The sequence below is a fragment of the Ruegeria sp. CL7 genome (assembly GCF_056536445.1).
This window is the reverse complement of the sequence record NZ_JBQFPQ010000001.1, coordinates 1,520,591-1,540,535: the sequence shown is the minus strand read 5'-3', so window position 1 is coordinate 1,540,535 and position 19,945 is coordinate 1,520,591. Positions and strand designations below refer to the sequence as shown.

Sequence of the window (19,945 nt, the reverse complement as noted above, 5' to 3'; positions counted from 1 at the left end):
GATGTCAAAGCAGGACGCCTATATCGCGTTGATGTGCAGCCTTCCGGGTTCGGAACGGTTGTTCGTTGCCAGGCAGCCGCCCTTGTCACGTATCAGGCTGGACCGTCGATTGACGGCTTTGACACCGGAGGACAGCAAAGTTCTGAAGATCCTCGAGCACGCGTTGAGCTGGAACGCCTACGACATGGATGTCACCGACGCACAGGCGATCCAGCGCTGCAAACAAGCGATGGTGGACATCCCTCAGCCCACCTTGCGTAAACTTCTCATGGAACGCATGGAACTACGCTCTGTGGTCGCGGCGCTGCGATTGCGGAAACGCGGAGAAACAGCACCTTCAGGCGCATTCGGAGTCGGACGATGGAGCCGCCACATCCCCGCCAATTGGGGTGATCCCAGCTTTCGGCTGGAACGGCTCATGCCCTGGATCAAAGAGGCAACCCAATTGCTGGAAAACGAAGATCCGCTGGGTCTGGAACGTCTGCTTTTGTCGATAAGCCACAAGCAGCTCAAGCGGCACGCGGCTCGTCACATGTTCGATTTCGAGGCGGTCGCCATCTACGTTCTGATCTGGAACATCTTCGACCGCTGGGCGCAAAGCAGCGCTGCGGAAGCCGCCAAGAGATTTGAGAAACTGGCACAACAGGCCATGGCCGACTTCGCTGATGTCGATTTTGAGGGAGCAAGCGCATGACAGCCCCAATCTCAGCCAAACATTCATCGACCGCACGCGTCGTCCTGGTTCAGGAAGGGCTTGTGCGGATACAGGCCAATCCGGACGCGACCGGCCACCCCGGTCAACTGGTCAAAAACGAAGTGGTTTACATATTGCCTTCGCGTTCCGGTCCCGGTGGGCGTCAGGAAAGGCTCAAGGGCGAAGTGCTGCGCGTACGTGGGGATATGGCGGACGTTCAGGTCTATGAAAGCACTGATGGGGTGGCGGTCGACGACCCGGTGGAGCAATCAGGTCAGCTCTTGTCGGTAGAGCTGGGTCCGGGGCTGCTGGGGCAGGTGTTTGACGGGTTGCAGTCGCCTTTGCCCAAGGTGGCGGCAGCATTTGGTACCTTCCTGCCGCGCGGCGCAGATGTCGCGCCCTTGGATGAAAACGCGAAATGGTCCTTTACGCCGTCCGTTAAGGTGGGCGACACGGTCACTGCCGGGGACAGTATCGGAACGGTGCCCGAAGGCCATTTCAGCCACAAGATCATGCTGCCGTTCAACTGGACCGGCGCGTACAAGGTGGTCTGGGTGCAAAAAGGCGCGGCCACGATCCATGACATCGTGGCCCGCCTGGAAGACGAAGACGGTGGCGAGCAAACGCTGACGCTTTTGCAGAAATGGCCGGTTCGGCGACCATTGCCGGAAAACATACTGAAGCGCGCACTGTCCGAGCGGTTGTATCCCACGGAACCGGTTCTGACGTCGCAACGGCTGATCGACACGTTCTTTCCGATTGCACGCGGCGGCACCGCCTGTATTCCCGGGCCGTTCGGTGCGGGCAAGACCGTGCTGCAAAACCTGATCGCACGGAACGCGAAAGTTGATATCGTGATCGTCGTGGCCTGCGGCGAACGTGCAGGTGAGGTGGTCGAGACCATCGAGGAATTTCCGAAGATGACCGATCCAACCACCGGTGGCAGCCTGATGGATCGGACGATCATCATCTGCAACACGTCATCCATGCCGGTTGCCGCGCGCGAGGCGTCGATCTTCACCGGGATCACGTTGGGGGAATACTACCGCCAGATGGGCTATGATGTCTTGTTGATCGCCGACAGCACCAGCCGGTGGGCGCAAGCCATGCGCGAGACCTCGGGCAAGCTCGAAGAGATCCCGGGCGAAGAGGGGTTCCCGGCCTATCTGGAAAGCTCGATCAAGGGTTTGTACGAACGTGCCGGGGCGCTGAAAACGAATGACGGCGATCTTGGCAGCCTGACGCTGATCGGAACGGTTTCGCCTGCTGGAGGCAATTTTGACGAGCCGGTAACCCAGTCGACCTTGTCGACGGTCAAGTGTTTCCTCGGGTTGTCATCCGAACGCGCCTACAAGCGATTTTATCCAGCGGTCGATCCGATGCTCAGCTGGTCTCGGTATACTGACCAATTGTCCGACTGGTATGACAGGAACGCCGAACCGGGGTGGACAGCCAAAGTGCGCACCCTGTTGGCCCTGATCGAAAAAGGCGAACAGGTCGATCAGATGATGCAGGTCACTGGGGAAGAGGGCGTCACAATTGACGACTTTGTAACCCAACAGAAAGCCTTGTTCGTCGATATGGTCTACTTGCAGCAGGACGCATTTGACACAGTCGATGCGACAGTGCCGCTTGAACGGCAGATAAAGACGTTCAAGCTTGTGTATGATGTGACGCAATCCAAGGCGGTCTTTGTCGACAAGGCCGAGGTAAGGCAGGTGTTTACGCAACTGACCGGGCTGATGAAAAACTTTCACTACGCGACAGAAAACACACCCGAATACAAATCCACCTGGCAAAAGATCGAGAACCTGTGCCGAGAAAAGTTCGGGGTTTGATCAGGAGAAATGGTAGCCCGTAGGGGAATCGAACCCCTCTTTCCAGGTTGAAAACCTGGCGTCCTAACCGATAGACGAACGGGCCACATGGTAGTGACGCAAGCACAAGTGGCAGCCCGTAGGGGAATCGAACCCCTCTTTCCAGGTTGAAAACCTGGCGTCCTAACCGATAGACGAACGGGCCACGCTGGCTTGTGGAGGGCCTTTTACGGTTTCACCGTGACCCCCGCAAGCCGAAAAACGCAGGGATGAGAAAGTTTTTTACGCCGTCCGAGCGAGACGTCAATTTGCCTCTGCCGCGTCCTCGAGCCTGAGCTGCACGGATTGCCGCCCGCCCCAGGTGTTCACCTCAAGCCGGCCTGCAAAATGAAAGCGTGCGCCACCATGATTTGACAGTCTCTCGCCCATCGGACCGTCAAAGGCACCAAAGGCAATCGCATCCAGCCCACCACCCATGCCATCGGATAATGACAACTTCAGGTGCGTTTCCCCGACACGTTTGGCAAAACGCACCTGAAGATCCGGAAGTGCGTATCGCGGGGCAGGGGCTCCGGCACCAAACGGTCCGGCCTGTTCGATCTGTTCGACAAGGTCCACTGTCGCGGCACCCGGCATAAGGGCGCCTTCCAGCTTCATATCGGCAGGGCCGCCCTGACCTGCGCCTTGTTTTGCCAGCAGCTCGCTGAGGCGCTCCATGGCGGGTTCCAGTTTGTCGCGCATGACGGTAAGCCCAGCGGCCATCTTGTGACCGCCACCCTTGACCAGCAACCCTTCGGCCGCGAGCCGCTGGATCGACGCCCCCAGATCCACGCCCGAGACCGAACGCCCCGAGCCTTTACCCTCATCACCGTCAAAGCCGATCACGATGGCCGGACGGTTGGCGGTTTCCTTCAAACGAGACGCCACGATGCCCACCACACCCGGATGCCAGCCTTCACCGGCGGCCCAGACCAGGGGCGCGTCGAGCCCGCGACCCTCGGCCTGCTCCATCGCGGCGGCGCGCACGGCGTTTTCAATATCCCGGCGTTCCGTGTTCAGCGCGTCCAGACGTTCGGACAGGGCTTGTGCCTCGTGCAGGGAATCCGTGCTCAGCAGGCGGGCGCCCAGATCGGCCTGCCCGATGCGACCACCTGCGTTCACGCGGGGGCCAAGCAGAAAACCCAGGTGATAGCTGTTGGGCGCCGTGTCCATGCGCGAGACATCGGACAACGCGACAAGTCCGGGGCGTTGCCTTTGCGCCATCACTTTCAGGCCTTGTCGAACCAGGGCGCGATTGGCACCGATCAAAGGCGCAACGTCAGCTACGGTTGCCAGGGCCACCAGATCCAGCATCGATATCAGGTCAGGCCCTTTTGCGCCTGCCGCGCGCAGCTGGCGGCCTGCTTCGACCAGCATCAGAAACACGACACCCGCCGCGCAGAAATAGCCCAGATCACCGCTTTCATCTTGCCGGTTGGGATTCACGACTGCAATGCAATCCGGCAGGGTTTCGCCGCCGAGGTGGTGATCCAGAACAATCACGTCCGCCCCCGTGGCTGCGGCAATCGGTTCATGGCTGAGCGTGCCGCAATCGACGCAAATGATCAGGTCGTGGCTGGTTGCCAGTTCCCGCATTGCCGGAACATTCGGACCATATCCCTCATCAATCCGATCCGGCACATAAAGCGTCGCCTGCAACCCCATCTGCCGAAGCCAAACCAGCAACAGCGCGGCAGAACAGCCGCCGTCAACATCGTAATCCGCGAACACCGCGATTTTCTGGCGATGGCGTACGGCGTCCAGAAAACGCGCCGCCGCCGTTTCCATGTCCTTCATATCGCGGGGATCTGGCAGCAGCTCTTTGAGCTTGGGGTCCAGAAAGCCGCGCGCCTCCATGACCGGCACGCCACGACGGGCCAGAACCTGACATACCGCACGCGGCAGGTCGGTCTGTTGTGTCATCATCTCGGCAGCCCGTTCCAGCTCGGCTTCCGGGCCAACCCAGCGCCGCCCGGTCAGTGATTGTTCTACGCCAAGAAAACCCATTGCCTGCCCCTTGTGAACCAAGGCCGGATCCTTTCGGACCCGGCCTTTTCATCTTTTCCCAAATACTCCCGCCGGAGGCAACGGCGCAAGCCGTTAGGCGTTATCGTGCGGCCACGTGGGGGTGCGATACGACATGCGGCGTACGGACCCGGTCTTTGAACGCATCAGCAACGTCGTGGTTTCCACCCAACCCGGCTCGCGCTTGATGCGCGGCAACAGAGAGCCGCCGGTTACACCCGTTGCGGCAAAGATCACATCCGCGGTCACCATTTCATCGCGCGAATAGACCCGGTCCAGATCGGTGATGCCCGCCTTGGCAGCACGGCCCCGCTCGTCATCGTTGCGGAACAACAGGCGACCAAAGATCTGACCGCCCATGCATTTCAGCGCGGCAGCGGCAAGCACGCCTTCGGGGGCGCCACCCTGGCCCATATACATGTCGATGCCGGTCACTTCGCTTTCTGCGCAATGCATGACACCTGCCACGTCACCATCGGTGATCAGGCGGATCGATGCTCCGGTTTCGCGCACTTCGGCGATCATCGCCTCGTGACGCGGGCGTTCAAGAATGCAGACGGTGATGTCCGCAGGCTTGCAGTTCTTGGCCTTTGCCAAGGCTTCCACCCGTTCACGTGGAGACATGTCCAGATTGACGACACCCTCGGGCAGGCCCGGACCAACAGCCAGCTTGTCCATGTAAACGTCGGGCGCATGCAGCATCGAGCCGCGCGGGCCCATGGCAATCACGGTCAGCGCGTTGGGCATATCCTTTGCGGTCAGTGTTGTGCCTTCCAGCGGATCCAGCGCGATGTCCACGCCGGGGCCGTTTCCGGTGCCGACTTCTTCGCCAATATAAAGCATCGGAGCTTCGTCGCGTTCGCCTTCGCCGATCACCACGACGCCAGCTATGTCCAGCAGGTTCAGCTGTTCGCGCATCGCATTTACGGCGGCCTGATCGGCGGCTTTCTCGTCACCACGCCCCACCAGCGAAGCCGAGGCCAGCGCAGCCTGTTCCGCCACCCTTGCCAGCCCCAGAGACAGCAGGCGGTCGTTGAAATCGGTTTTGGCAGCACTCATTGTCATGTATCCTCTGGTCATTTAAGCCGTTTCTATCGGCATAGCTTGCGTTTCATACAGGTCGCAAGTTCAAACCTCTTCAATCCGCAACGCGACGGGGGCACCGGCAACCACATCCGTTTCCAGGAACCCGTCCAGCGCAACGTCCAGCGCGGCGCGGGTGGTCTTGTGGGTGACGATCAGCACAGGCGCCGTGCTTTCGGCATGGGCGTACTGGCGCATCCTGTCTATGGAAACACCGGCATCGCCCAGAATGGCTGCAACCTTGGCCAGTGCGCCCGGTTTATCCAGCAGACCCAGCCGCAGATAATAAGGCGCTGGCAGGCCCGTGACGGCGGGGGCCGCAGCCTCAAGCGATTTGGCCGGTCGGCCAAAGGTCGGGATTTGCAGCCCGCGTGCCAGATCGCACACGTCGCCCATCACGGCGCTGGCCGTCGGGCCTTCACCCGCACCGGGGCCGCGCAGAACAACCTGTTCAACCGCGTCGCCTTCGATCACCACCATGTTGGTGCCGCCTTCCAATTGCCCCAAGGGCGAGTCGCTGGGCACAAGGCAAGGCTGCATGCGTTGTTCCAGCCCGCGCGCGGTGCGCTGTGCCACGCCCAGCAGTTTGATGCGAAAGCCCATATCCTCGGCCTGGTCGATATCGTCGAGGCTGATTTGCTGAATGCCTTCGATCTCAATCCCGTCAAAATTCGGCTTGGTGCCAAAAGCGATCGAGGCCAGCAAAGCCAGTTTGTGCGCGGCGTCGATGCCACCGACATCCAGATTGGGGTCGGCCTCAAGATACCCAAGTTCTGCACATTCATCGAAAAGGGCGTTATAGCCCTGACGCTGCGATTGCATCCGGGTCAGAATGTAGTTGCAGGTACCGTTCATCACGCCCATCACGCGTGTGATCTCGTTTCCGGCCAGCCCCTCGGTCAGGGATTTGATGACGGGGATACCGCCCGCGACTGCGGCCTCAAACCGGATGACGCGGCCAGCAGCTTCGGCCTGTTCGGCCAGTTCCTGCCCGTGAATGGCCAGCAATGCCTTGTTGGCGGTCACGACGTCTTTGCCGCTGGCCAGCGCGGCTTCGACCGAGGCCTTGGCCGGACCGTTTTCACCGCCCATCAGTTCGACATAGACATCGATATCATCTCGTTTCGCCAGCGCAACCGGGTCGGTTTCCCAGGCATAATCCGACAGGTTCACACCGCGGTCCTTGTTCGGATCCCGCGCCGATACGGCCACGATTTCAATCGACCGGCCCGTGCGCGCCTTCAGCAAATCTGCATGGCGGCGAACAATTTTGACGACACCCACGCCGACAGTTCCCAAGCCCGCAATTCCCAGCCGCAGTGCCTGTGTCATGTCGTGGGTTCCTTTCCGCTCGAAACTTGTCTGAATTCGGACGCCTGCCCGATCAGCGCTGCCTTATCGGGTTCAGGCCAAGGGTGCAATCCGTCACCGGGGGATTGTCGAGGTCAAATGTCACGCTTTAGTTGGTTTGCGCGTTTTGCAACGCCTGAGCCTTTTTCGCCAGCGCCTCGCTGCGCTGCGTCAGGTCTTCTTCCACCTCTGCGGCCTGGCTGACGGGATCAATCGAAGGCCCCAACGTTTCCTGCACCGGAATAAGACGCGGGTAGGGGGCCGATTTGACCGAGGCCGGTTCACTGCCTTCAAGTTCGGGAAAGTCTGAACACCCGGCAAACACAAGAATAATAGGCAGAACAGGCAGCAGTTTCATGTGGCACGCTTTTCGGTTTCGTTCGTCCTTTCGTGATGCACCTTTTGCCGGCGCCGATCAAGCGGGGTTCTATATGAACATTTGTTCAGATACTGTGGGCGGATGGCACGTACTCAAGGCTCCCACTCTGATATCACAGGCCCGCGCATTCGAAAGGCGGCCCTGAACCTGTTTGCCCGCCACGGTTATGCGGCGGTTTCGATGCGGCAGATCGCGAAAGAGGTCGGCGTTCAGGCGGGGGCGCTATACAATTACACGCCGGACAAGCAGAGTTTGCTGTATCGGTTGATGCGAGAGCATATGCAGGATCTGCTTTCGGCGCTCAAAGCGCTGGAGCGCTGCGATGACTGCCAGCAAGCGTTGCGCCGATTTGTCGGTTTTCACATACGTTTCCACCTGCAACGCCCGGACGAGGTGTTCATCGCCTATATGGAACTGCGCAACCTCTCACCCGGGAACTTCGCCGAAATCGAAGATCTTCGGCGTCAGTATGAAAACGCGTTGGAAGACATCCTTCACTCTGGCCAGAAGGCTGGTCAGTTTGCGATACCGGACACCAAGATCGCCACGCTGGCGGTGATTGCCATGTTGAACGGTGTGATGACCTGGTACAGGTCCGGAGGGCGACTGTCACTGGACGAGGTCGAACAGATTTATTGGAACATGGTGCATAAGGCGGTGACGGCCTGACAGGGCCAGACCGTCACTGTGTCAGTGCGCAGGGCGAATGAAGGTCCCGTTACGCAACTCCCGAAAGGCTTGTTCCAGTTCGGCCCGCGTGTTCATCACAATAGGCCCGTGCCATGCGACGGGCTCATTGATCGGAGCCCCCGAGATCAACAGAAACCGCACGCCTTCGGGGCCAGCCTGAACGGTGATTTCGTCCCCCGTCCCGAAACGGACAAGCGTGCGGTCGCCCGACATATCCCGGATATTCACCTCTTGCCCGGCGACCTCTTTTTCCAACAGCACACCGGACGGGCGTGACGCATCTGCAAAGGCTGCCTGACCTTGAAAGACATAGGCAAAGGCTCGGCGGTAAGTGTCGATGCGGAAGGTCTTCTTCACACCCGCGGGAACCGAGATGTCCAGATATTGTGGATCTGCCGCGATGCCGTCCACGGGGCCGGTTTTGCCCCAGAACTCTCCGACAATCACCCGAACGGTGGTGCCGTCGTCATCAGTGACTTCGGGGATATCCTTGCTTTGAACATCCTGATAGCGCGGGGCAGTCATCTTCTGATCCGAAGGCAGGTTGCCCCAAAGCTGAAACCCGTGCATCTGCCCCGAGGTGTTTCCCTGCGGCATTTCCTGATGCAGGATTCCGGACCCCGCCGTCATCCACTGCACGTCGCCCGCGCCCAAAGTGCCGGTGTTGCCCAGCGAATCCGAGTGCTCGACCGATCCGGCCAGAACATAGGTAATCGTCTCGATTCCGCGATGCGGATGCCAGGGAAAACCGGCCTGATAGTCCTGCGGGCGTTCGTTCCTGAAATCGTCAAACAGCAGGAATGGATCAAGTTCGGACGGGTCCTGAAACCCGAATGCGCGGTGAAGTTTCACGCCAGCCCCTTCCATCGTCGGGGTGGCCCTGCGTGTTTCAAGTGTGGGTCTAAGGGACATATTCGCCTCCGGTTCGTTTGATCAGCATGTAACCCCTGCGTGAATGCGGTCAATCAGCGTCAATTAACCGGAGCTGTGCAAATTTGCTGCGCAACCAAAGCCCTGTTGTTTCCCCCGGAAAATCGCTAAGTCGAAGCGGAACGGACAGGAGACATCCATGCAGGACGAAGTGCTGGCAACGATTCAGGCATCATCCCCCAGACGGTGGATCGGAGTAGGGATGCTGTCGACGGTTGGGATGCTGGTCACATACGTCGCTTTGGCATCGCCGCCCGAACCGGCGTGGCAAGTATTTCTTTTTGCTGTAGGGGGCGCGTCGCTTTGGCTGGCCTATCGTGTATGGCACGCGACCCAGGACCATATTGAACTGACACAGTCGGAATTGCGTACCGGGTCAGGCCGATTGATCGCGAAGGTGGCTGATATTGAATCGGTGGATCGCGGTGTGTTTGCGTTCAAGCCGTCAAACGGTTTTCTGGTTCGCACCAAGCTCAAAGATACGAACCAATGGGCCCCCGGCTTGTGGTGGCGGATCGGTCGCCGGGTTGGCGTGGGCGGCATGACATCTGCCGCCGAGGCCAAGTTCATGTCCGAAATTCTATCCGCTATTTGTGCAGACGAACGGGGTCTGAGTTAAGTTACAAGCAACTTCGTTTGTAAAGCGGGGACGGGTAAAGATGAAGTTCTCAAAGGTGATACCTGTCGCAAAATCCCAGCCCGGTCTGAATGTGGGGATGTATTCATTGGACGTTTCAACCAGAATAACGGTGTCCTGATTGGGCATTGGCGGCAGGCGGTCTTCGATTTCATCGATCCTGTTGTCATCCCATTCCTGATCAAAGCCGCGTACGGTCGACCAGCGAACGTAGTGGCGATCATCGTCCTCATCGTAAATAATCAGAGAAATACGCATCTTCACATCTGACCGGTTGTTGACCATCTTGCCTGCCAAATCGTGCAGCGAGTCGATATACACATCGGTCACGGCCCGCGTTTCACGCGAAATCAGATCGCTGATCGTATAAGCTGCCTTCAGATTGGAGGCGCTTTGACGAAACCCCTCGAATGCAGTGAACGTGAACGTGATCGTCCATAACATCAATGGAAAAATCATGAGGGCTTCAACGGTAAGTATGCCGCTTTCGTCTTTCTTGAAGACTTTGACGCGATTTTTCAGATATTGGAGTACAGACATGATCTTACTCTGGCTCCTGTACGAATGCCGTTGTTGCGGTCACCGCATAGTGGCCGGTAGCGTCCGGGACAAGCTTGGCAATGGCTGAGGTCTCAAGAACCGGATCTATACGCAGGCAGGCTCGCAGGATCATCAACTCATTGGATTGGCCGCTTTTGAAATCCAAAACCGGCTTGGGATCTTCGGAACTGTCCGTGCAGGGGATGCTGTCTGAAAGCACGATACCAGCGAACGCGTCCTGCTTGACCATTTGTAGTCGCAAATTCCCTGTACAATCCTTGATTCCGGACACTTCGCAAATCCGATCCCTGATCACGTCGTGATTCCAGTCCGTACCCGTACCCAGCCGAATATCCCTTACGATCAGGTCCACCCCACGCTCCAAAGCAGCATGCCGCATTGTGATGATGGACAGTTCGGCTCCTGCCACGAGAAGCGCCAGGAAGAAGGGTACGAGCATGATGAACTCGATTGTCGCATTCCCTGCCTCGGATTGCCGAAACAGGCGGAGTTGCGACAGTTTTCCGCTGATCATTGGGTTAGCCTCAGTTTGCGGATCGACGATGCGATGGATTCAAAGGCTTTTTCAAGGTTCAGGCCACTTACGTCATAGATGTGGCTGTCAGAGCTGGCACAGTCTTTGAGGGTCCTGTACCCGCTTCTGGGCGCCTCGAACGCGATACCGTAAACGATGATTCCCTGATCTTTGGCCGCATCACAAATGTGCTTGGTGCGCTGGTTCTTGGCCGACGTTTCAACTTTCTCGTAAGCCTTGGAATACCATTCCGCCCAACCGCTGGACTGCCAGTAATAGTTGTACCGTGCGTTCCATGCCAAAGATACTCGGTTAAACAGTTCAGGATATGACAACCGAACGGCTGTTCCAGGTTCTTCGTTCAGCTGCGTCTCAGGTTCCGGGTTTCCGTAGGGATGATCCGCCCAAACATCTTGCTGAGGCCAGAAAAAATTCGGACGACCCTGAGAGTGGTACACGGTGTATTCATCAGCTTCCGGGTTGTACCAGACGTCTGACATACCTTCGCGCAGCGATGGGTTAAGCATGTATTGATCGGTGTTCTGACCATCGGTCATAACAATGGCGATCTTCAGAACGTCGGTGCCATAGTCCGAGGGACGGGCCGAGAATTTTGATGGCACAATTGTTGTGCCTGCATGGGACGGATCCTGTTCCAGCGACAGGTCGCGAACAATTCCGCGCATACTCGGATCCAGCAGGGCAGTACCCCACTTCATACCGATGTCGATTGATGTGTTCCCACCTGGGGTGAGGGACGCAATCTGGGCAAGCAGTTTGTTCATATTGTCGGTGACAGGGGTGATTGCACTTCCTGCGCGGACCGGACAAACGGGCAGGTCGATAGTCCCTTCAGAATAGGTGAAAGGATCGAAGTGCGCGGTGCGTTCGAGGGTGTCATCCCGTTCCAGATCAGAATCGCTGTACTGTTCTGGAATGAAGTTTACGCAGTGCGAATAGCTGTGTTCTTGGGTGACATTCGTGAACTTGTCCAGAATCGATGCTCCTGCGTTGACCTGCGTTGCGTAAGGAACAATCGAGATTGAAATCTGCGTTTCGTTCGGTTTGTCCAGCATGAGCCTGACAAATTCTGACGCAGCTTCTCTCAAAACTGCGATTTTTGTCTTCGATGGTGTGGCAGACGAGCGCGACATTGAGCCGGAGATGTCGAGAATCAATGAGATTTCAACGGCGCCAATGGATTCTTCAGCTGCACTGGTCGCAACGAGACCCAGTTCGGTGACTTTGCCGAACCTCAGATAGCGGGTTGGAACAACGGCTTCGGCTGTAGCACTTACTTTTTTGGAGCCGAAACCTTCAACAACCGTCGTAATGGCGTTCAAATTGCCCAACCCGGCCTTGTCCATGTAAGAATCGACGACCGCCTTGGCGGGAAGGTCCTGGTCGAGGTCCGCGGCGGCAAGCACAGCGCGATCCAGTGTGGATTGCAGGCTGGCACGGTCGCGTTCATATTTCATGACATCCATGGCCATGCCGGTAATCGCCAGCATCAGGACCACCATAAATAATACGAAAATAGTGAAGGCGCCATCTTCGTTGCGAGCGAACTGCTCTAATTTGAACGTGTTGCGCTTCGGTTTCGAGCCGTCGTTACAAAGCAAGGAATTCAGCATTCTGGTTACTCCGCTTCACACGTCGAATTCGTGCGTCAAAGAAAAAGAGATTTGGGACAAAGTTAATTTTCAAACGTGGCGTGAATTGGGCGAAAAAGGCTTGGTTTTGGCCTTTTTGGGCGCTCAGGGGGTATAATTTTCACGTTTTCCCATGGTCTGTCGATGAAATGAAAACAATCCGTTAAGCGATTGACCGGATTGGGCGACTCACCATCAGAAACTCAAGTCTGTGTTAGGTAGGTGATGAAAAAAAGTGCATTGTTTGATTGCAGCCAGACTTGAGTGGTGCGACAAAACGTCATGACGTTTCGTCATCCAGCGGTACGGAGGATTTTATGACCGGCATCCAAGAACCAAGCTTTCGCCAGAGTGTTGACCTGATGTTCAACAGGGCGGCCGCCCTGATGGAACTGCCGCCGGGGCTGGAGCAGAAAATCCGGGTTTGCAACGCGACCTACACAGTTCGGTTCGGTGTGCGTCTGCGCGGTGAGATCCACACCTTCACCGGGTACAGGTCTGTCCATTCCGAACATATGGAGCCGGTCAAAGGCGGCATTCGCTATGCCACTGCGGTGAATCAGGATGAGGTCGAAGCGCTGGCTGCGTTGATGACGTACAAATGTGCTCTTGTCGAAACGCCTTTTGGCGGATCAAAAGGCGGTCTTTGCATTGATCCGCGGAAATACGAAGAACACGAACTGGAACAGATCACGCGCCGCTTTGCCTATGAACTTGCCAAGCGGGATCTGATCAACCCGTCGCAGAACGTTCCGGCGCCCGACATGGGAACGGGCGAACGCGAGATGGCCTGGATGGCGGACCAATACGCGCGGATGAACACCACCGACATCAATGCACGGGCCTGTGTGACCGGCAAGCCATTGAACGCAGGTGGCATCGCCGGGCGGGTCGAAGCGACCGGACGCGGCATTCAATACGCTCTGCGTGAATTTTTCCGTCACCCCGAAGACGTCAAGACGGCCGGCCTGTCGGGCAAGCTGGACGGCAAGCGTGTTGTGGTGCAGGGGCTCGGCAACGTGGGGTATCACGCCGCGAAGTTTCTGAGCGAGGAAGACGGTTCACGCGTTGTAGGTATCATTGAATGGGACGGAGCGCTCTATAACCCGGATGGTATCGACGTCGAAGCCGTCCGCCAGTGGATCGTCAAGCATGGCGGCGTCAAGGATTATCCGGACGCGACTCATTCAGCGGAAGGTGCAAGCGTTCTGGAGGCTGAGTGCGACATTCTGATCCCGGCTGCCCTTGAGGGTGTCATCAACCTTTCCAACGCCGAGCGGATCAAGGCACCTTTGATCATCGAGGCAGCGAATGGCCCGGTCACCGCTGGCGCGGATGAGATTCTTCGCAAGAAAGGCACCGTTATCATCCCGGATATGTATGCCAACGCGGGTGGTGTGACGGTGTCTTATTTTGAATGGGTCAAGAATCTAAGCCACATTCGTTTCGGCCGGATGCAGCGCCGCCAGGAAGAGGCGCGACATGAACTGATCGTCAGCGAACTGGAGCGGCTGGACAGGTATCTGGGTGACGCGTGGTCGATGTCTCCGGACTTTAAAGCAAAATACCTCAAGGGTGCCGATGAGCTTGAACTGGTGCGCTCGGGCCTCGATGACACGATGCGGATCGCCTACCAGTCCATGCGTGAAGTGTGGCACAGCCGCGACGATGTCGAAGACCTGCGTACTGCGGCCTATATCGTGGCGATCGACCGCGTGGCCAAAAGCTATCGCGCCAAGGGGCTGTAAATCAGGCGGGCGGGGTGATCATTTCGCCCCGCCGGTTCGCGCTGCGGCTTGAATGTCGATGGCGGCCCGTTAGTTTGACGGATAGTAGACACTCAGAGAAACGAATCCCGGAGACCTCCATGTTGCGTATAGCCATTGTCGCGGCTCTACTGGCCACCCCTTTGGCCGCTCAGGAAACTAAGGAACAAAGCTGCAAATATCAGGCGGATGTGGTGGCCGCGATCCAAAAGGCGCGGCTGGACCGCGTGAAAGAACGCGATGTGGCGCAAGCCGTGGCGGATAGTGGCCCGACATGGCCCGAGAACTACAATGCCGCGATTCCGTTGATCACGCCGTGGGTCTATGAACAAAAGATGCGCGATGTGCGCAAAAAGGATCTGGGCGCTGCTTGGCTTGAGTTGTGTTTGCAGCAATAATCCACAGCCCGGACATTTCCCTGTGGACAAACGCGCGCCATCCCCTTGGCGCGCGTTCCTGTTTCTGTCAGGTTTGACATATGTCACTGCCCCCCGGATTTCTGGATGAACTGCGCACCCGCCTGAGCCTGTCTCAGGTCGTCGGGCGCAAGGTGATGTGGGATCAGCGCAAATCCAATCAAGGCAAAGGTGACATGTGGGCGCCTTGCCCGTTTCATCACGAAAAGACGGCCTCATTCCATGTCGATGATCAGAAGGGGTTTTATTACTGCTTCGGCTGTCACGCCAAGGGCGACGCGATCAGCTTTGTGAAAGAAACGGAAAATGTTTCGTTCATCGAAGCGGTTGAAATCCTCGCCCGAGAGGCTGGCATGCCGATGCCTGCGCGGGATCCGAAAGCACAGGAAAAGCAGGATCGCCGCAGTCAGCTTGCCGATGTGATGGAACAGGCGGTGCAGTTTTTCCGCTTGCAGCTGAAAACAGCGGCGGGGGCAGAGGCACGGGATTACCTGTCGCGCCGGGGTTTGGATCAAAGCGCGCTGGATCGGTGGGAGATCGGGTTTGCGCCGGACAGTTGGCAGGCGCTTTGGGATCACCTGCGCGGCAAGAGCATCCCAGAGGAACTGATCCTTGGCGCCGGGCTGGCCAAGCCTTCAAACAAAGGCAAAAAACCCTATGACACCTTCCGCAACCGGATATTGTTCCCGATCCGGGATCCGCGTGGGCGCTGCATTGCATTCGGTGGCCGCGCGATGGATCCGAATGACAACGCGAAATACCTGAACTCGCCCGAGACCGAGTTGTTCGACAAGGGGCGCAGCCTTTACAATCAAGGTCCGGCGCGGCAGGCGGCGGGCAAAGGGCAGCCGCTGATTGTGGCCGAAGGGTATATGGACGTGATCGCGCTGGCCGAGGCGGGGTTTAGCGCGTCGGTTGCACCTTTGGGAACGGCCATTACTGAACATCAGTTGCACCTGCTCTGGCGGATCGCGGATGAACCGATCATTGCACTAGACGGGGATGCCGCGGGTCTGCGGGCGGCCATGCGGGCGGTTGATCTGGCACTGCCGCTGCTGGAGGCCGGAAAATCCTTGCGTTTTGCCTTGATGCCCGAAGGCAAGGACCCGGACGATCTGTTGCGCACAGAAGGCCCGGGCGCCGTTCAGGCCGTTCTGGAAGGGGCCATACCGATGGTCAAACTGTTGTGGCAGCGCGAAACCGAAGGAAAGGTATTCGACAGCCCGGAACGCAAGGCAGCACTGGACAAGGCACTGCGGGACAAGATCAAGCTGATCCAAGATCCCTCGATCCGCTTGCATTACGGTCAGGAAATCAAAGACCTGCGCTGGCAACTGTTCCGCCCGCGACGACAACCTCAAAACCGTCCGTGGCAACCGCGGGGAAAATGGCAGCCGCAGCAGACCGCGACGCCGGGCGCGCGCAGTTCGTTTCTGGCCTCATCGGAAAACGCGGATATCCAGCTGCGCGAAGCCGCTATTCTGGCGATCTCAATTCTGAATCCCAAGGTTGTTGTCCAATTTGAGCAACAGTTGGAAGAAATGGAATGTCACAATCCTGACTATGCGGCATTGCGCGATGCTGTCCTGCGTCACGCAATTGATGACCCGGACAACCTGAAAGACCACATTATCGCATCAATGGGGCCTGACGCCCTTGAAAACCTGCTGACCCTTCGCCATGTGGCAGTCATCCCCTGTGTGTCCAAGCCAGGCGACGTTGAAAAGGCCGAGATGACACTGGCCGAGGAACTCGCAAAGATCAAAGCGCTCCGGGGGTTGGATGCCGAGATTGCCGAAGCGGCAGAAGAGTTGTCTGATCTGCCCGATGAGGCGCTGACTTACCGGCTGGCGCAAGCCGCCGAAGAGCGCAACCGCACGAGTCGAAGCCAGAACGAGGATAGGGCCGTTTTCGACATTGCTGACAATGGGGCGCGAATCAATCGTGACGAGAAAGACGCGTTTGCGGCGATCATGTCTGGCATCAAATTCGAGCGGAAACGCCGATAAGTGGTGTTTTCGTAAGGCACTGGAAAAGAAAAACGGGTAAACGGGTGGCCGAATCACTTATACGCGCTAATGATTCGGCTGAGACGAATCACCCATCCCTGCAGGAGCATTGAATGGCCGCCAAGGATACGAACGAAGACCGCAAATCCGACGAGCAGGAACAGGAAATCTCGCTGGACATGAGCCAAGCGAACGTCAAGAAGATGATCGCCGAGGCTCGCGAGAAAGGTTACATTACCTACGACCAGCTCAATCAGGTCTTGCCGCCTGATCAGGTCAGTTCGGAACAGATCGAAGACGTAATGTCGATGCTGTCCGAGATGGGCATCAACATCATCGAAGATGAAGAGGCCGAAGAAGAAGAGAACAAAGGATCGACCGAACTGGTTGCCGCGGAAAGCAACCGTGAGGTTGCACTGGCCGGTTCCGGTACAGAAAAGCTGGATCGCACCGACGACCCTGTGCGCATGTATCTGCGTGAGATGGGGTCGGTCGAACTGCTGAGCCGCGAGGGTGAGATCGCAATCGCCAAGCGGATCGAAGCCGGTCGCAACACGATGATTGCGGGCCTGTGTGAAAGCCCGCTGACCTTTCAGGCGATCACAATCTGGCATGACGAATTGTTGTCCGAAGACATTCTTTTGCGGGACGTCATTGATCTGGAAACCACGTTCGGAAACCAGTTGGACGAAGACGGTGACGTTGAAGAGCCGGTCGTCGATACCTCGGCCGTGCAGGCGAACAAGCCAGCCAAGGATACCGGCCCCGAGCTGGATGCGGATGGCAACCCGCTGAACAACGATGACGATGACGATGACGACGATCAGGCCAACATGTCGCTGGCCGCGATGGAAGCGGCGCTGAAGGATCAGGTCTTGACCACGTTGGAGCGTATCTCGACCGACTTCTCGATGCTGTCTGAAATGCAGGACAGCCGGATTTCGGCCACGCTGAACGAAGACGGTACGTTCAGTGAAAAGGATGAAGAAACCTATCAGAAACTGCGGGCTGAGATCGTCGAACTGGTGAATGGCCTTCACCTGCACAACAACCGGATCGAGGCGCTGATCGACCAGCTTTATGGCATCAACCGCCGCGTCATGTCTCTGGACAGCGCGATGGTCAAGCTGGCCGATCAGGCACGCATCAACCGCCGTGAGTTCATCGAAGCGTATCGGGGCCGTGAACTGGATCCGAACTGGCTGGCCGAGATGGCCGAAAAGCCGGGCCGGGGATGGCAGATGTTCATCGAACGCTCGACCGCGAAGGTCGAAGAGCTGCGCAACGACATGGCTCAGGTCGGCCAGTATGTCGGTCTGGATATCTCGGAATTCCGCCGTATCGTGCAGCAGGTTCAGAAGGGCGAGAAAGAGGCGCGGCAGGCCAAGAAGGAAATGGTCGAAGCCAACCTGCGCCTGGTGATCTCGATCGCCAAAAAGTACACCAACCGTGGCCTGCAATTCCTTGATCTTATTCAGGAAGGCAACATCGGCCTGATGAAGGCGGTGGACAAGTTCGAATACCGTCGTGGCTATAAGTTCTCGACCTATGCGACCTGGTGGATCCGCCAGGCGATCACCCGCTCGATCGCGGATCAGGCCCGCACGATCCGTATTCCGGTTCACATGATCGAAACGATCAACAAGCTGGTGCGCACGGGCCGTCAGATGCTGCATGAAATCGGCCGCGAGCCGACGCCGGAAGAACTGGCCGAAAAGCTGCAGATGCCGCTCGAGAAGGTGCGCAAGGTGATGAAGATCGCCAAAGAGCCGATTTCTCTGGAAACACCCATCGGCGACGAGGAAGACAGCCAACTGGGCGATTTCATCGAGGACAAGAATGCCGTGCTGCCCCTGGACAGCGCCATTCAGGAAAACCTCAAGGAAACCACCACAAGGGTTCTGGCCTCGCTCACCCCGCGCGAAGAACGGGTTCTGCGGATGCGTTTTGGCATCGGTATGAACACCGACCATACTTTGGAAGAAGTCGGCCAACAGTTCAGCGTGACCCGCGAACGGATCCGTCAGATCGAGGCCAAGGCGCTGCGGAAGCTGAAGCATCCCAGCCGTTCACGAAAACTCCGGTCTTTCCTGGATCAATAAGAACAAAGATCTATCAGAACAAAGGCGCCCCGTCAGAGGCGCCTTTTTTTGTTCACATTGGCTGGTTCTCGCATCACGTTGGCGCGATAGCACAAGGCCGTGGTGGTGTGCCTTTCTATATCGGTCTTGTCCACTCATGGGACAGGCCGGGGCGAGGTTTTTCAGGCTGATGACCCCCGGCCAGCTGTCCGAATGGGATGTTCCACTCGGGTCTTGAAGGCGCTGGGCGGCTGACCTGTCCACCGTTTGAAGGCGGTCGAAAAAGCAGCCTGATCGGCATACCCCAGCGCGTATGAGATTTCAGACAGAGTCATGCCATTTGTGATGAAAGTCTGGGCCAGATCACATCTTAGATCGTCCACAATATCGCGATAGCTTGTGCCTTCATCCTTGAGGCGTCGACTGAAGGTTCTGAGGCTCATCCCCAGATCAGCCGCCGCATCTTCGGCTTGCAGGATTGCGCCGGGCAGGGATCGGGTGATCAGACCTTCGACACGGGCGCGGGTCTTGTGCTTGGGGGGTGGTTTTTCGGCCAGCAGACGTTCACCGTATTCCAGCAAATGCTCACGCAGCTTTGGATCATAGGTCGGCACTTTCAATTCCAGCGCAGATAGCGGCAGAATGATCTCGATCTTTTCAGCGTTGAAAACCACCGGGCAGCCTGTCAGCTTTTCGTAGGTTTTGGCGTGGCTTCCAACTTTGTGCTGAAAGCGCATCTCGATCGGGTGCAACTTCACCTGCGTGAGGTTTCTCATCCTGGCCAGCGCAGCGAACAACAGGAATTCCGTGCGCCGATGATAGCGGGCAAAGCTGGCGTCTTTCCAATCGGCCTCAAGGGCCGCGAAGTTGCCGGCAACACGAAAGCTGAGCCCGATGGCCGGATCGATGATGCCATGAAAACGGGACAGGTTTTCCATCACCTGCCTCAAATCGCGTGAGTATTTACTGATATACCCTGTTACGGTCGAGGCCGACGTGACCTCGAGCCCAGTGCGCGCCGCAAATGTGATGTCACCAACGGCGTCACAGGCGTGCCGGATGAACAGGGCCTCTTTATGTGCGCTGTAGACTGCGGCAGGGGGCGCGATATCCTGCTGACACAGCCCGGTCTGTTGCAATACCCGCTGGGATACTTCGCTGTTGCCGGCGTGGCGATCCAGCGCCTGGATCAAAAAATGTAGTCGGTCGATATCTACATCCATCGTGGTACAACACCTTACGTTCTCAAATACATTAACAGTTTATCAGGGAAATCCCTTTGTTGACTTTGGCTTTTGGCAG

Annotated in this window: 17 protein-coding genes and 2 tRNA genes; 8 read left to right on the top strand and 11 right to left on the bottom strand. The window is 57.5% G+C overall.

Annotated features, from left to right (window positions below; all coding sequences use genetic code 11):
- Position 1 precedes the first annotated feature (1 nt).
- Entirely contained in the window at positions 2-694 is a 693-nt protein-coding gene (locus ACR0LI_RS07770; protein ID WP_480718279.1) for a hypothetical protein, read from the top strand.
- Entirely contained in the window at positions 691-2,532 is a 1,842-nt protein-coding gene (locus ACR0LI_RS07765; protein WP_480718278.1) for a V-type ATP synthase subunit A, read from the top strand. The genes ACR0LI_RS07770 and ACR0LI_RS07765 overlap by 4 nt, the downstream gene beginning before the upstream one ends.
- Positions 2,533-2,542: 10 nt before the next feature.
- On the opposite strand, the gene ACR0LI_RS07760 is transcribed toward ACR0LI_RS07765, so the two are convergent.
- The 6 genes from ACR0LI_RS07760 to ACR0LI_RS07735 all read right to left on the bottom strand — a co-directional run bounded on the left by ACR0LI_RS07760 (position 2,543) and on the right by ACR0LI_RS07735 (position 7,366).
- Positions 2,543-2,617, bottom strand: a tRNA-Glu gene (locus ACR0LI_RS07760).
- Positions 2,618-2,641: 24 nt separating this feature from the next.
- Positions 2,642-2,716: transfer RNA gene (locus tag ACR0LI_RS07755), tRNA-Glu, on the bottom strand.
- Positions 2,717-2,814: 98 nt separating this feature from the next.
- Positions 2,815-4,557 carry a single-stranded-DNA-specific exonuclease RecJ gene (gene recJ, locus ACR0LI_RS07750; RefSeq protein WP_480718277.1) on the bottom strand — a complete coding sequence of 581 codons (1,743 nt, stop codon included), beginning with the start codon at positions 4,555-4,557 and terminating at the stop codon, positions 2,815-2,817.
- A 93-nt stretch (positions 4,558-4,650) separates the two neighbouring features.
- On the bottom strand, positions 4,651-5,634 hold the full coding sequence (gene glpX, locus ACR0LI_RS07745; protein ID WP_171633455.1) for a class II fructose-bisphosphatase: 984 nt from the start codon (positions 5,632-5,634) through the stop codon (positions 4,651-4,653).
- Between the two features lie 69 nt (positions 5,635-5,703).
- A complete protein-coding gene (locus tag ACR0LI_RS07740; RefSeq protein ID WP_171633452.1) occupies positions 5,704-6,990 on the bottom strand; it encodes a homoserine dehydrogenase in 1,287 nt (428 codons plus the stop codon).
- Between the two features lie 127 nt (positions 6,991-7,117).
- Positions 7,118-7,366: a hypothetical protein gene (locus ACR0LI_RS07735; protein ID WP_171170524.1), complete on the bottom strand. Its 249-nt coding sequence runs from the start codon at positions 7,364-7,366 to the stop codon at positions 7,118-7,120.
- A gap of 102 nt (positions 7,367-7,468) precedes the next feature.
- Here ACR0LI_RS07735 and ACR0LI_RS07730 point away from each other — a divergent pair, with 102 nt between their 5' ends.
- On the top strand, positions 7,469-8,056 hold the full coding sequence (locus tag ACR0LI_RS07730; RefSeq protein ID WP_480489839.1) for a TetR/AcrR family transcriptional regulator: 588 nt from the start codon (positions 7,469-7,471) through the stop codon (positions 8,054-8,056).
- Positions 8,057-8,077: 21 nt separating this feature from the next.
- Here the strand turns inward: ACR0LI_RS07730 and ACR0LI_RS07725 are convergent, their stop codons facing one another.
- Complete coding sequence (locus ACR0LI_RS07725) at positions 8,078-8,989, bottom strand: pirin family protein (protein ID WP_209833495.1); 912 nt, start codon at positions 8,987-8,989, stop codon at positions 8,078-8,080.
- 157 nt (positions 8,990-9,146) lie between these two features.
- Between ACR0LI_RS07725 and ACR0LI_RS07720 the strand changes: the two genes are divergently transcribed.
- Positions 9,147-9,626, top strand: a complete 480-nt coding sequence (locus ACR0LI_RS07720) for a hypothetical protein (RefSeq protein ID WP_171723532.1) — start codon at positions 9,147-9,149, stop codon at positions 9,624-9,626.
- Here ACR0LI_RS07720 and ACR0LI_RS07715 read toward each other — a convergent pair.
- Genes ACR0LI_RS07715 through ACR0LI_RS07705 form a run of 3 tightly spaced genes read right to left on the bottom strand, consistent with a single transcriptional unit; the run spans position 9,588 to position 12,353 of the window.
- Positions 9,588-10,184 carry a TadE/TadG family type IV pilus assembly protein gene (locus tag ACR0LI_RS07715; RefSeq protein WP_171633443.1) on the bottom strand — a complete coding sequence of 199 codons (597 nt, stop codon included), beginning with the start codon at positions 10,182-10,184 and terminating at the stop codon, positions 9,588-9,590. The two genes, ACR0LI_RS07720 and ACR0LI_RS07715, sit on opposite strands and share 39 nt — an antisense overlap.
- Before the next feature lie 4 nt (positions 10,185-10,188).
- Complete coding sequence (locus ACR0LI_RS07710; RefSeq protein WP_171723530.1) at positions 10,189-10,719, bottom strand: TadE/TadG family type IV pilus assembly protein; 531 nt, start codon at positions 10,717-10,719, stop codon at positions 10,189-10,191.
- Positions 10,716-12,353: a Tad domain-containing protein gene (locus ACR0LI_RS07705; RefSeq protein ID WP_480718276.1), complete on the bottom strand. Its 1,638-nt coding sequence runs from the start codon at positions 12,351-12,353 to the stop codon at positions 10,716-10,718. The genes ACR0LI_RS07710 and ACR0LI_RS07705 overlap by 4 nt, the downstream gene beginning before the upstream one ends.
- Positions 12,354-12,688: 335 nt before the next feature.
- Here ACR0LI_RS07705 and ACR0LI_RS07700 point away from each other — a divergent pair, with 335 nt between their 5' ends.
- From ACR0LI_RS07700 to rpoD, 4 genes are all read left to right on the top strand, one after another.
- Positions 12,689-14,119 carry a Glu/Leu/Phe/Val family dehydrogenase gene (locus tag ACR0LI_RS07700; protein WP_209833491.1) on the top strand — a complete coding sequence of 477 codons (1,431 nt, stop codon included), beginning with the start codon at positions 12,689-12,691 and terminating at the stop codon, positions 14,117-14,119.
- A gap of 119 nt (positions 14,120-14,238) precedes the next feature.
- Positions 14,239-14,535 carry a hypothetical protein gene (locus tag ACR0LI_RS07695; RefSeq protein WP_152457544.1) on the top strand — a complete coding sequence of 99 codons (297 nt, stop codon included), beginning with the start codon at positions 14,239-14,241 and terminating at the stop codon, positions 14,533-14,535.
- Between the two features lie 80 nt (positions 14,536-14,615).
- The gene (gene dnaG, locus ACR0LI_RS07690) at positions 14,616-16,562 is read left to right on the top strand and encodes a DNA primase (protein ID WP_171723527.1); all 1,947 of its coding nucleotides are present in this window, start codon (positions 14,616-14,618) and stop codon (positions 16,560-16,562) included.
- Between the two features lie 113 nt (positions 16,563-16,675).
- A complete protein-coding gene (gene rpoD / locus ACR0LI_RS07685; RefSeq protein WP_171633431.1) occupies positions 16,676-18,664 on the top strand; it encodes an RNA polymerase sigma factor RpoD in 1,989 nt (662 codons plus the stop codon).
- A gap of 161 nt (positions 18,665-18,825) precedes the next feature.
- On the opposite strand, the gene ACR0LI_RS07680 is transcribed toward rpoD, so the two are convergent.
- Positions 18,826-19,866, bottom strand: a complete 1,041-nt coding sequence (locus ACR0LI_RS07680) for a helix-turn-helix domain-containing protein (RefSeq protein WP_480487156.1) — start codon at positions 19,864-19,866, stop codon at positions 18,826-18,828.
- Positions 19,867-19,945: the final 79 nt, after the last annotated feature.

What these genes read in the sequence shown, in the direction of transcription:
- ACR0LI_RS07725 (WP_209833495.1), bottom strand. Translation starts at nt 8,989, where the DNA reads ATGTCCCTTAGACCCACACTTGAAACACGCAGGGCCACCCCGACGATG.
- ACR0LI_RS07735 (WP_171170524.1), bottom strand. Translation starts at nt 7,366, where the DNA reads ATGAAACTGCTGCCTGTTCTGCCTATTATTCTTGTGTTTGCCGGGTGT.
- ACR0LI_RS07720 (WP_171723532.1), top strand. Translation starts at nt 9,147, where the DNA reads ATGCAGGACGAAGTGCTGGCAACGATTCAGGCATCATCCCCCAGACGG.
- ACR0LI_RS07715 (WP_171633443.1), bottom strand. Translation starts at nt 10,184, where the DNA reads ATGTCTGTACTCCAATATCTGAAAAATCGCGTCAAAGTCTTCAAGAAA.
- ACR0LI_RS07765 (WP_480718278.1), top strand. Translation starts at nt 691, where the DNA reads ATGACAGCCCCAATCTCAGCCAAACATTCATCGACCGCACGCGTCGTC.
- glpX (WP_171633455.1), bottom strand. Translation starts at nt 5,634, where the DNA reads ATGAGTGCTGCCAAAACCGATTTCAACGACCGCCTGCTGTCTCTGGGG.
- rpoD (WP_171633431.1), top strand. Translation starts at nt 16,676, where the DNA reads ATGGCCGCCAAGGATACGAACGAAGACCGCAAATCCGACGAGCAGGAA.
- ACR0LI_RS07770 (WP_480718279.1), top strand. Translation starts at nt 2, where the DNA reads ATGTCAAAGCAGGACGCCTATATCGCGTTGATGTGCAGCCTTCCGGGT.
- ACR0LI_RS07680 (WP_480487156.1), bottom strand. Translation starts at nt 19,866, where the DNA reads ATGGATGTAGATATCGACCGACTACATTTTTTGATCCAGGCGCTGGAT.
- ACR0LI_RS07695 (WP_152457544.1), top strand. Translation starts at nt 14,239, where the DNA reads ATGTTGCGTATAGCCATTGTCGCGGCTCTACTGGCCACCCCTTTGGCC.
- dnaG (WP_171723527.1), top strand. Translation starts at nt 14,616, where the DNA reads ATGTCACTGCCCCCCGGATTTCTGGATGAACTGCGCACCCGCCTGAGC.
- ACR0LI_RS07710 (WP_171723530.1), bottom strand. Translation starts at nt 10,719, where the DNA reads ATGATCAGCGGAAAACTGTCGCAACTCCGCCTGTTTCGGCAATCCGAG.
- ACR0LI_RS07730 (WP_480489839.1), top strand. Translation starts at nt 7,469, where the DNA reads ATGGCACGTACTCAAGGCTCCCACTCTGATATCACAGGCCCGCGCATT.
- ACR0LI_RS07740 (WP_171633452.1), bottom strand. Translation starts at nt 6,990, where the DNA reads ATGACACAGGCACTGCGGCTGGGAATTGCGGGCTTGGGAACTGTCGGC.
- ACR0LI_RS07700 (WP_209833491.1), top strand. Translation starts at nt 12,689, where the DNA reads ATGACCGGCATCCAAGAACCAAGCTTTCGCCAGAGTGTTGACCTGATG.
- ACR0LI_RS07705 (WP_480718276.1), bottom strand. Translation starts at nt 12,353, where the DNA reads ATGCTGAATTCCTTGCTTTGTAACGACGGCTCGAAACCGAAGCGCAAC.
- recJ (WP_480718277.1), bottom strand. Translation starts at nt 4,557, where the DNA reads ATGGGTTTTCTTGGCGTAGAACAATCACTGACCGGGCGGCGCTGGGTT.